Consider the following 11,472-nt stretch of genomic DNA (forward strand, 5'->3'; position numbering starts at 1 on the left):
TTTGATTTTTTTGATGCAGTGTAATAATTTCGCTTTTTGGTCATTCTATTCCCCTCTTATATTAGAAGAATAGCTCTTAAAAATACCTTTTTTTCGTCTAAAAATCCGCGCCTATATCATTGTTCATTAAACGACTGGGCTAAACCAATCGCCATTTGACCGATAATTTGACTTGTTTTACCAACAACATTACTTTCAAAATCTAAGAGACCTTTTATAGAACCGGAATTAAATACGGAATTTATATTATTCTCACCTAAGAAAATTTGGGTACCAAAGGTAGTAGACCGCACAGCCCCCACTGATAAGTCCATTTTTTGTGGGCCTGATACTAAAGAAGTTCCATCCGATAAATTAACGCTTACAGTACCATTTTCTTGATTAACGACATTCACATCCATATATTGAGATAATTGCTGAATAAGGGAATCTCTTTGATCTAATAAATCGGGCGAATTAGGGGCTGCAAGTAATTGTTTATTTAATGAGGCAATATTGGTAGTTAATGAATTCACTTGATTCACTGACTGTTGGATTTGCACCATTGAATTCGTCTGGTAATCGTTTAATTGCAATTGTAAATTATTAAATTGGCTTGCTAGCAATTGCGACTGTTTCATTACCGTTGAGCGGGCTGCAGGATCTGCAGGATTAGAGTTCATTTGGTTAAACGCGGTAAAAAAATCCTGCATTCCTGAAGATAAGCTAACTCCATTTTGCGAAAGCAATTGATCTATTTGTGAGGCTTGTTGATAAAAGGTATCAAATTGAGATTTTACACTGTACGTATTTCTAACTTGATAATTAGCAAATTGATCGGCGTTACGAACAACGGTACTTAAAGCTACTCCTGTGCCAATGTAGCCATTCCCTAATTTTTGAGTAATGCCGGGGACCAACTGAATAGTCTGACGTGAATAGCCTGGGGTCGTTGAATTGGTTATATTATTGCCGATTACAGACAAAGCACTTTGGAAAGCGCTTAATCCAGAAGCAGCAGTATTTAATATAGAGGACATAATTCACTCCAAATTAGTTGTTGGTAACCGTTGTTACACAACCAACGACTATAATTGTTTGTATTCCCAAACACTCAAACCGGCTCTGCAAGCTCACATTTTTTCATAGCCTCGTTCAATTCTTGACTATGATAAATAGATAAAATTTTGCTTCCATAATTAGGATCGGTTGCATAGCCCGCTTTGCTCAATTCATTCACATAACGCTCCGGATTTCCAGCATGGTCTAAAGCGCTTTGATAACGATTATTATTTTTTATTAAAGCAACATAATCATTAAAACTGTCTTCGACAGATTCGTATTTCCTAAATGAAGCACTCACCTTAATAGGTGTATCGGCAATATATTCCGTTGTTTTAATTTTGACTGAAGCAAAATCACTATTCGAACCTGATTTAATATTAAATAGGTTATTAGAACTTGAGCCGTCACTATCCTTTGCAACTGATTGGCCCCACCCTGTTTCCAATGCTGCTTGAGCAATTAACATTTTAGGATCAAGTCCCATAGAGGCTGCTGCTTGTTTTGCTTTAGACCAAATTGAACTGACAAAATTTTCAATCATCGTACTGCTAGTCGACTCCGCTTCTTTAGGTGCTAATTCTGTTTTAGCGTTGTTTATTTTTAACGCATCTCCTTTAGGTATAGTATACTGGTGGGCTATTTGTCCAATTTCTGTGGGGGTTTTTGTTTTATCTATTTTTCCACCTAATTGCTTGGTTAGCATTTCAGCAATACCAATGCCGCTAGGAGATTTAATCATTTTATCGACATATTGACCATCCAACATTTCTTGGAAGGTTTCGGCATTTCTTCCTCGAAAGGGACTTTTTTCATCCACAAAATGAGAGCTCATGCGCATTGTTTTAAGTAAGGATTGTAAAAAAAGCCCCTCAAATTGTTTAGCAACTTGCGGTAATGCCTTTTTAGAGTCTTGTCTGGACTCACGTTTTAGCTCATGCAAACTTTTAAAATCCGTATTAGCAATTCGTTCAATGGCCATGTTTTATTCCTACATTACAATTAATGTTGCATGAAGAGCCCCAGCTTGCTTCAATGCATCCAGGATTGCGATTACATCATTAGGGGTCGCACCTACGGCATTAATTCCTCTGACAATATCTTTCAAGGTAGTACCTTTAGGCAGTACAAAGGCATGGTTATTTTTCTGCTCAACGGTTACCTCTGAAGAATTATTTAACCCCCCAAAACCATTCGTACCAAAGATATCATCGGAGATAGTAACGACTAAATTACCATGGGATACTGCGGCCGTATTCACGGTAACATTATCAGAAATAACGATGGTACCTGAGCGAGCGTTAATAATAATTTTAGCCATTTCTTCGGCGGGCTTAAATTCAATATTTTCTAAAACAGAAACATAATCAACGCGTTGTGCCATCGCCTTAGGCGCGGTGACCACTACAGAGGCAGCATCTAAGGGTTTTGCAGTTCCTGGTCCCATTAACTCATTAATGGCATCGGCCATGCGTTTAGCGGTAGTAAAATCGGGAGTACGCAAATTATAGGTAAGTGTATTAGAAAAATAAAAGGGGTTGGGGATATCCTCCTCCACTGTAGCGCCATTAGGGATACGGCCACCACTAGGAACGTTGACCGTAACACTGTTAGTCCCGTCTTCAGCTGTAGCGCTAAAACCAGATACCAAAATATTACCTTGGGCTATAGCATAAACCCGTCCATCAGCCCCTTTTAGAGTGGTTAATAATAAAGTTCCCCCCTGTAAACTTTTAGCGTTGCCAATGGAGGAAATATTAACGTCAATTGTTTGACCTTTTTTCATGAACGAAGAGAGGTTTGCAGTAACAGTTACTGCTGCTGCATTTTTTGAATTTAGTTTTGTCCCCACAGGGATAGTAACACCCAGCTGAGTTAGCATATTGGCAAAGGCATCATCAGTATATCTCGAGCCAGGTGTATCCCCACTGCCATTTAAGCCAACAACTAAGCCATAGCCAACTAATTGGTTAGTGCGTACTCCAGCAAGTGTTGCGAGATCTTTAATGCGATCAGCATACACTGGCGTAATGACTAAACTTAGGAATAAACATACTCCAAGCCATAAGCGATTCATTTTAAAGCCCTCTTTCTCTTAGGTAGGTGCTAATTGACTCCACAATATCCTGGAGAACCAACCTTGAGCATTTGCATTATTAATCTGTCCAGTGCCGCCATAATAAATTCGAGCATTAGCAACGCGATCTGAAGTAATTGCATTATCCGAACCAATATCGCGCGGACGGACAATTCCAGACAGTTGCACATACTCTTTGGCCTGATTAATTCTTATCCATTTTTCACCTTGTACTACAAGATTTCCATTGGCTAATACTTTGGCAACAGTCACCGAAATATTACCTACTAATTTGTTATTTTGAACAGTTTGCCCCTGACCTGTGAATTGTCGTTTATTACTCAAATCCATATCCAGGCTATATCCAGATCCTAGGGAAATAGGCCTTCCTAAGAAAATGGGGTTAACTGATTTATCTTGATCTTCTTTCTTTGCAGTAGTCGTCATATTTTGTTGTGCATTTGTACTTTCCACTAACACAATAGTAAGAATATCCCCCACATGCCTGGCTCGATAGGTATCAAAAAGAGGTACTACCGTTTCAGCACTATAGATTGCCCCGGTAATTTTTCTTAATTCCTTAGGATCTGGAGTGACTGGATAGGTGGGTGAAAACTCAGGATTCTTTCCCGGAGCGGGAGGATCTAAAGCCTCACACCCGCTCAAAGAAAGCACGACCAATGAAAGCATTGCTAATTTATGAATGTTCATGACTCAAATCCGCTTATAATGTTTGCGTTAAGAATTGCAACATCTGATCGACTGTTTCGATACTTTTCGCGGTAATTTCATAAGCTCTTTGCGCTTGAATCATATCAACCAACTGCTCTACAACGTTCACGTTAGAAGCTTCTAATGAGCCCTGTAGCAAGGTTCCTAATCCTGAGGTGCCAGGATTATCGGTGATAGGTGTTCCACTTGCAGCAGTTTCAACATATAAATTTTGCCCAACAGGCAATAAACCTGATGGATTAATAAAATCGGATAACTGGATGGTTCCAAGCGTAGTGGGCGTGGTATTGGGCGCAACTATTACGCTCACCGTACCATCAGCGCCTATAGTAATACTCGTAGTTTGAGGTGGTATGGTTATAGTAGGTTGTATAGGGTAACCATTCGGTGTAACTATTTGTCCAGTACTGTCTGTAGTGAAATTACCTGCTCTTGTATAAGCAATAGTACCATCGGGCATGAGAACCCTAAAGAAACCTCGACCTTGAATAGCCACATCAAGAGGCTCTTGAGTATTTTCAATTGAACCTTGAGTAAAAAGCTTTTCAACGGAAGCAAGCCGAACCCCTGTTCCCATACTAATGCCATTAGGAATTTGAGTATTAGAAGTAGAAAGAGTACCTGCTTGGCGGATTGTTTGGTAAATTAAATCTTCAAAATTGGCTCTACCTTGTTTGAAAGCCGTGGTATTGACGTTTGCTAAGTTGTTGGCAATAACCGCAATATCTTGGTCTTGGGCTTCTAAACCCGTTTTACTTATCCATAGGGCCGGTTCCATAACACACTCCCAGATTTCTCATTGCTATTGTTTTTATTATTGTTGCAATACTTGTGCCAGTTTATCTGCGTCAGTTTCGACAGTGGCCATAATTTTCATCTGCGCATCGAAATCTCTACTAGCACTAATCATTTGTACCATCTGGTCCACAGCATTAACATTACTCCCCTCTAGTGCACCACCAACCACTTGAACCGTGGGATCAGCCTCTGCAGCAGCTCCTCCTGCCAGGCTTAAAAAACCATCCGGTGTTCGTGAAAGTTGTGCACCAGCTACTGTTACGGTTTTAATTCTATCTACAACCGCTACCGTATTTGAAGTTCCTTCTAAAGGCACTACAGAAATGGTTCCATCACTTCCAACCGATATAGAACGAGCTGGCGGGATAGAAATGGGCCCTCCATCCCCTAATACTGGATTACCTGAAGCTGTAAGTAATTGTCCTTCCGCATCTATATGGAAACTTCCACCTCGCGTATAAACCTCTCCTGTAGCCCCCTGAATGGCTATATAACCATTGCCACTTACCGCAAAATCTAAGGGTCTGCCGGTGGTCATTAGCTCACCGGGGCTTGTATCTATAGTGCTCGGTAATTCAACAATATAAGATGGAGAATTACTCGTTACTTGTCCATTTTGATCGGTAAGATACATTACCTGGGCTTGATATAAATCAGCCTTAAAGCCAGGAGTATTAATATTCGCCAAATTATTGGCGATAATATCTTGTCTTACTAGATCGTTAGTACCCCCATCAACAGCACTATATAAGACCGGATCCATTTATTTACTCCTTTATTCTTATTATTAAGATACACTTTGTAAAATAGTCTGTATCATTTGGTTATTAACTGAAATAACCCTTGAGTTTGCTTGGAAATAACTTTGAGCCTTGTTTAACATTACCAAAGAGCCAGTTAAATCTGTTGCAGAGTCTTCAGTTGCCCCCGACTGGATGGCTCCAGTTGCTCCTGTATTTCCTTCACTCACTAAAGGTTTACCAGAGGCATTGGTTTCTATCCAACCATTTTGCCCCATAATCTGTAATTTGCCTGGGTCAGGAAAGGTTGCTAAGAGTACACTGCCTAGTAAAGAGTTTAATCCGTTAGAGAATGTACCAAAAATATTGCCTTTGGTGTCAATAGACAGACCTTGAAGTGAACCGGTAGAATGGCCATTATCCTCTAAAGATTGAACAGCAAAAGGACTGCCGAATTGAGTAGTGGAAGTGAAATCAACATTTACTGTCATGGGGGTGCCTGCACCGCCATCACCGGCTGCGCCATTCAAAAAAGAGCTTGGAATCGTTATTGGAATTTTCCCGGCAGTGGCAGTCGCCGCTCCGCCTGGTTGACTTGTACTTTTAAAGGAACCATCACCATTAAAAGTGATCGAGTATAAATTATCGGCATTATTATTTGTTGGCGATGCAGGAATAGAGATATCTTTTCCATCAACTTTTGCCGCAAAATACCAGCTATTCTCAGAGCCATAATTTTCAGAAGGATTGGCAGCAGAGGGATTGGCACGTATGTAATACATATCTAGAACGTGGGAATTACCTAAACTATCATAAAACGTAGTTGAGGTTTTATAAGTATACGATTTAGAAGAAGGAGCTTCCCCATCAGGACTTGCAACCCACTGCGTTGCAACGGGGTCAACGCCTACCGTTGAGCTATTTAAATTTAAGCCCACTGTTAATTGGGTCGTTTTACTTGGCGCAAGATTTTGAGTGCTAATCGATAAAGGGCCTTGGCTGCCGTCTACTCGTTTACCTACTAAGGCAAAACCAGTATTTGAATTAATAATTCCACCTTTATCATCTAATTTAAATTGACCATTGCGGGTATAGGATATTGCGCCATTATTACTCTGGATGAAAAAACCGCTACCATTAATTGCCATATCTAACACGTTAGATGAAGGGGTAATGGTGGAGGTACCAAAACCTTGTTGAACATAGGAAGTCACACCACTTCCAGCAGCATTGCTACCCGAGTTTGCCATCACGTCTGCAAAAGAAACAAATGATGATTTGAAACCTACGGTAGTACTATTAGCAATATTGTTACCATAAACATCTAATGCTCTTTGTGCTGCATTCATTCCGCTTAAGGCTGTGTTAAAACTTCCCATTTTGATCTCCAGAATAAATAATGACTTTAGTTTCCGTTCATAAATGCCTATCCCTTATACAGATATTTGTTGTACATCGCTTAATGATACCGCTCCTATTCCCGCTACATTTAATTTTAATCCATCCCCATTTTGTCCCAAAGTTACGCTGTCTACATTAGCATAGCTCATAGTAGGGATTTTTACTGTTTGTCCATTATAAGTGCCTGATACTTTGACCGTGTAGGCACCAGCACTAGCACGTTGATTATTTTTATCAGTACCATCCCAAGAAAATTCAAAATTTCCACTCTGAGTAGGTTGTCCTAAAGGGATAGTTTTGATCAACTCGCCTGAAGAAGAATAAACAGAAGCCGTTAAATTACTTAGTCCAGGTACAGCATTAATAGAAGATTTTACCTCTCCTTCTGCCCCTAGATTTAATGTACTGTTATTCACTAAAACTTTACGCCCAACCAAAGCAGAAGCTTGTAACGCTTGATTGGATTGCAGTGAAGAAGTCAATTTTTCTATAGATGCTTCCATATTGGTAAGGCTTTGTGTGGAGCTAAATTGCGCCATTTGGGTCAAAAACTCCCCCCCCTGTTGTGAATCCGGATTTAGGGGATCGATATTTTTCATTTGCGCTACCATTAATTTTAGAAAGTCTTGTTGTCTTAATGTATTTGCTTGTGAAGCATTAGAGGCATTTGCTGAATTAGTTGCTGTATTAGAGCCTACCGAACTCACCATTTTTTTCTCCTTACTGACCTAACTGCAGGGTTTGTTGCATTAGTTGTTTCGTCATAGTAAACATATTGATATCCATCTGATATGATTTTGACGCTGAAATCATATTTGCCATTTCCTCAACTGTACTAATATTAGCGGTATACACATAGCCATTTGCATCAGCAATTGGATTATTGGGCTCATATCTCATCGATGGTGGCGCATTACTTACATAAGTACCTTGTAATTTCACCCCTGCTTTTACATTATCACCCATCCACTGGTTTGCTTGGGCTTGCACTGCTTCAAAGATAGGATACCGCGCTTGATAAACATCGTTAGGATTTCCTACTTCCACATTTGCATTTGTCATATTTTGTGCACTAGTCGATAAACGCTGAGTTTCTGCTGCCATACCAGAGCTGGCAATATCAAAAACGCTACTCAAGGACATGGTTATTCTCCTTTAAAGGCCATGGTCATGTATCTAATCTTATTAGTTAAGAAACTTAAGCTAGATTGGTAATTAATCGCGTTTTTTGCAAACTCTGTAGTTTCGATATCCTTATCAACAGTATTTCCGTCTAAAGAAACATGATCAACCTGCCGATACTTAAGTATAGTACTAAAATCAGAATTTGCACCAATATGGTTTGGAGAGGTAACATTTAGTTGTTGCGCCCCTCCTGCCATACTGGCGGAAAGGTATTCATTAAAATCTATATCTTGTGCTTTGTAATTAGGGGTATCCGCATTAGCTAAATTATTAGCTATAACTGAAGCGCGTTGTTCGCTAGCAGACAAAGCTTTTGTACTTAGCCCAAAATAGGAATCAAGGTTAATTGCTGCCATCGTTCACTCCTGTGTATATGACCTAAACATGGAAATGCAAACATTGTGCCAATTTCAAAAAAATGAGAAAATAACCTTATGTAAATAAGTTAGTTGTCCAGTAATGCTTTTGTCAATCTAGGCAGACCTAAACTCATAATATTAAGTTGATCTCTATGTCCGAACTCAATACCCTTCCCAGTGATGCCATTGAACAGGTTAAATCTTATTTATTAACACTGCAAAATAACATTTGCACCTCGTTAGAAGAGCTTGATGGAAATGCTCAATTTAAGGAAGAACTTTGGCAACGCCCCTCTGGTGGTGGAGGCATAACCCGAGTCCTTGCTGGAGAAGGGGTTTTTGCTAAAGCAGGTGTTAATTTTTCGCATGTTATGGGTAATAAATTACCTCCTTCGGCAAGCGCTCATCGCCCCGAGCTCGCTGGAAGAGAATTCACAGCTTTAGGCGTTTCATTAGTCATTCATCCTAATAATCCTTATGTCCCAACAAGTCATGCTAATGTGCGATTTTTTATCGCCCCTAAAGAGGGAGAAAAAACTATTTGGTGGTTTGGAGGCGGCTTTGATTTAACTCCTTATTACGGATTTATAGAAGATTGCGTGCACTGGCATCAAACCGCATTAGCGGCCTGCGAGCCTTTTGGTAGCTCGATTTATCCTCGTTTTAAAAAATGGTGTGATGATTATTTTTTTATTAAGCATCGCAATGAAGCTCGAGGCATTGGCGGCTTATTTTTTGATGATTTTAATGAGGTAAGTTTTGAACATAGTTTTGGTTTAATGTCGAGTATTGGTGACCATTTTATAAAAGCCTATGCCCCTATAGTGGAAAGAAGAATGAACCACCCCTATAGCCCAAGAGAAAAGGCGTTTCAAAATTACCGCAGAGGTCGTTATGTTGAGTTCAATTTAGTTTATGATAGAGGAACCTTATTCGGTCTCCAATCGGAGGGTAGGACGGAGTCTATTCTCATGTCTCTGCCTCCGGAGGTTCATTGGCATTATAATTGGCATCCCGAAAAAGACAGCCCCGAAGAACGTCTTTATACCGAATTTCTCCCTGCACGAGACTGGATATAGAGTACAACCTTGAGCTGAGGCAAGGTCAGGTTCGGCATCCAGGCAATTATTTTTTATGTAAATAGATCCCTAAAATAATTGCCACTATTGCATTTAAAATACTAAAAAGAAGGAACACGAGAGGGATAGAGACGTGAAAATGCAATAAGAGCATCACTATGCCTGTTCCTATCACCATAAATAAAGAATTATAAATATTATTAGCAGCAATCGTTCTTGCCCGGGTTTCGGGGGGACTTGCTACTTGTAAATAAGTATATAAAGGGACTACAAAAAGCCCACCACAAAAGCCTAGCATCAATAAGTCAATCGCAATTCGCCAATGTCTTAAATAGCCAAAAAAAGCAATAAAAGAAGGAAAGGTTTGTTCTCTAAGCACCGGTGAAGACCAATAAATATCAAAAGTAAAGGCTGCAAAGGCAAGCATCGCAACGGGAACGAGGCTTAAGGTAATGCTGCCTTTCAAAATCATATTAATCCATAACGAACCTAAGGCTATCCCTATAGAAAATAACGCAAGAAAAAGTGCAAAAACGGTTGTATTAGCACCTAAAACATAATGACAATAATCAGGTAGTTTGGTCAGTAATACGGCCCCTACTAACCAAAACCAAGAAATAGTTAAAATAGCTACTAACAGACCGGGCGCTTTATTAGCTTGTTTTAACATTGTCAAAGTCGCCCGCCACAACCTCAGATCTATTTTTAAATTCTCTACTGAAGAAGGTGCGCTAGGAATAAACATACTAGCAAATAGCCCGAGGAAAGAAGCAAGTAAAGTCATAAAAATAGCGAGATAGGGTATATGTGCATTCACACCTATTGAGAGTGTACCCAGGGTTGTGCCCAATAGAATAGCTAAAAAAGTACTACCCTCTATCCATCCCGTAGCAACTAATAATTCATTCTGTAATAAATGATCAGGAAGAATTGCATACTTAATGGGGCCAAAAAAAGCAGAATGAACCCCCATTCCGGTAAGCGTAATCATCATCAAAAAAATACTACTTATATATAGACCAAGAGCGCCAATAATGATGAGTATAACTTCAAATATTTTAATTAAACGAGTAAGTAAGGCTTTATCATATTTATCAGCAATTTGGCCTGAAATGGAAGAAAAAATAAAAAAAGGAACAATAAACAAGCCACTAGCTAATGCTTGATAAAACTCTGATTGCGCTTGGTTGCCACTTAAGCGATAGCTTATTAAGGTTAGCATTGCTAACTTGAAGGCGTTATCATTGAAAGCCCCAAAAAATTGAGTAATAAATAAGGGTAAAAACCTTCTTTCTTTTAATAAATCAAGAGAAGCTAAGCCCATTTTATCGACTCCTTGACCTAATTTTTAATTAGGTGGTTTTTAATTCTATATAATACATGCAATGCCATAGGGTGATTCGGCTCTAATTTTGGATGTAAAAAATCACCCTTTTGGTCTCTTCTCATCCCAATCCGCTCCATCACTTTTCTCGAGCGCCAATTATTCGCCACCGTAAACGCTGTAATCTCAGACAAAGCTAAGCTTGCAAATGCATAACCTAATACAGCTTTAGCAGCTTCACTTGCGTACCCCTTTCCCCAATAATTAAAAGCTAGACGCCAGCCGATTTCAATATTAGGAGTAAAAGGCGTTTCCCAAGTTGGGGTATTCAATCCAACAAAACCGATAAATTGTTGAGATTTTTTTTCTTCCAAAGCCCATAAAGTATAGTTTTTTTCTAGTAATTGTACGACCATCCGATTAATAAAATCTTTTACCATTTCCATGGTCCATAAGGACGGAAAATATTCCATTACTCTTGGATCTTGGCCCATCTCATAAAAAGGTAGAACATCCTTTTCATTCCATGTCCTTAGTAAAAGACGTTCCGTGTTAATCTGTTTCATAAATTTTATTAATTGTTTTCGTATTTAATGATAAGCACAGCTAGTGATACCTTAGCTAGGTCCGGGGATCTGGAACAAAATTCAGGAAAAATAAGAGCTATTCCCGGTTTGTTAGTTCATTCACCTTACTCTCAGAATGGCTTATCCACAAGTCCATAGGCCAGGAGAGC

At 39.4% G+C, this 11,472-nt stretch carries 14 protein-coding genes; 2 read left to right on the plus strand and 12 right to left on the minus strand.

From position 1 onward, the window contains the following. Window positions 1-116 precede the first annotated feature (116 nt). The 10 genes from flgK to flgB form a co-directional block, all read right to left on the minus strand. Window positions 117-1,019 (minus strand): flagellar hook-associated protein FlgK, encoded by a 903-nt coding sequence (flgK, locus tag ELY15_RS09970; protein ID WP_127099555.1) that lies wholly within the window; start codon window positions 1,017-1,019, stop codon window positions 117-119. Between the two features lie 74 nt (window positions 1,020-1,093). Then, entirely contained in the window at window positions 1,094-2,023 is a 930-nt protein-coding gene (gene flgJ / locus ELY15_RS09975; RefSeq protein ID WP_127099557.1) for a flagellar assembly peptidoglycan hydrolase FlgJ, read from the minus strand. Window positions 2,024-2,032: 9 nt separating this feature from the next. Further along, window positions 2,033-3,118 carry a flagellar basal body P-ring protein FlgI gene (locus ELY15_RS09980; protein WP_127099559.1) on the minus strand — a complete coding sequence of 362 codons (1,086 nt, stop codon included), beginning with the start codon at window positions 3,116-3,118 and terminating at the stop codon, window positions 2,033-2,035. 18 nt (window positions 3,119-3,136) lie between these two features. Further along, window positions 3,137-3,829, minus strand: coding sequence for a flagellar basal body L-ring protein FlgH (locus ELY15_RS09985; protein ID WP_127099561.1), 693 nt, complete (start codon window positions 3,827-3,829; stop codon window positions 3,137-3,139). A 13-nt stretch (window positions 3,830-3,842) separates the two neighbouring features. Continuing rightward, entirely contained in the window at window positions 3,843-4,628 is a 786-nt protein-coding gene (flgG, locus tag ELY15_RS09990; RefSeq protein WP_127099563.1) for a flagellar basal-body rod protein FlgG, read from the minus strand. Window positions 4,629-4,664: 36 nt separating this feature from the next. Next, entirely contained in the window at window positions 4,665-5,411 is a 747-nt protein-coding gene (gene flgF / locus ELY15_RS09995) for a flagellar basal-body rod protein FlgF (protein ID WP_127099565.1), read from the minus strand. 24 nt (window positions 5,412-5,435) lie between these two features. Further along, entirely contained in the window at window positions 5,436-6,767 is a 1,332-nt protein-coding gene (locus ELY15_RS10000; protein ID WP_127099567.1) for a flagellar hook protein FlgE, read from the minus strand. 54 nt (window positions 6,768-6,821) lie between these two features. Next, on the minus strand, window positions 6,822-7,499 hold the full coding sequence (locus ELY15_RS10005) for a flagellar hook assembly protein FlgD (RefSeq protein ID WP_127099569.1): 678 nt from the start codon (window positions 7,497-7,499) through the stop codon (window positions 6,822-6,824). 10 nt (window positions 7,500-7,509) lie between these two features. Next, complete coding sequence (flgC, locus tag ELY15_RS10010; protein WP_127099571.1) at window positions 7,510-7,932, minus strand: flagellar basal body rod protein FlgC; 423 nt, start codon at window positions 7,930-7,932, stop codon at window positions 7,510-7,512. 2 nt (window positions 7,933-7,934) lie between these two features. Then, window positions 7,935-8,330, minus strand: coding sequence for a flagellar basal body rod protein FlgB (gene flgB / locus ELY15_RS10015; RefSeq protein ID WP_127099573.1), 396 nt, complete (start codon window positions 8,328-8,330; stop codon window positions 7,935-7,937). A 155-nt stretch (window positions 8,331-8,485) separates the two neighbouring features. Between flgB and hemF the strand changes: the two genes are divergently transcribed. Then, window positions 8,486-9,412, plus strand: a complete 927-nt coding sequence (gene hemF, locus ELY15_RS10020; RefSeq protein WP_127099575.1) for an oxygen-dependent coproporphyrinogen oxidase — start codon at window positions 8,486-8,488, stop codon at window positions 9,410-9,412. Between the two features lie 46 nt (window positions 9,413-9,458). Here the strand turns inward: hemF and ELY15_RS10025 are convergent, their stop codons facing one another. Together ELY15_RS10025 and ELY15_RS10030 are read right to left on the minus strand one after the other, a co-directional pair. Then, window positions 9,459-10,736: an MFS transporter gene (locus ELY15_RS10025; RefSeq protein WP_127099577.1), complete on the minus strand. Its 1,278-nt coding sequence runs from the start codon at window positions 10,734-10,736 to the stop codon at window positions 9,459-9,461. Window positions 10,737-10,753: 17 nt separating this feature from the next. Further along, entirely contained in the window at window positions 10,754-11,302 is a 549-nt protein-coding gene (locus ELY15_RS10030) for a GNAT family N-acetyltransferase (protein ID WP_127099579.1), read from the minus strand. Between the two features lie 27 nt (window positions 11,303-11,329). Here ELY15_RS10030 and ELY15_RS16545 point away from each other — a divergent pair, with 27 nt between their 5' ends. After that, complete coding sequence (locus ELY15_RS16545; protein ID WP_255411087.1) at window positions 11,330-11,461, plus strand: hypothetical protein; 132 nt, start codon at window positions 11,330-11,332, stop codon at window positions 11,459-11,461. Window positions 11,462-11,472: the final 11 nt, after the last annotated feature.

Source organism: Legionella sp. km772 (assembly GCF_003989735.1).
In the GTDB taxonomy this organism is placed as follows: Bacteria; Pseudomonadota; Gammaproteobacteria; order Legionellales; family Legionellaceae; genus Legionella.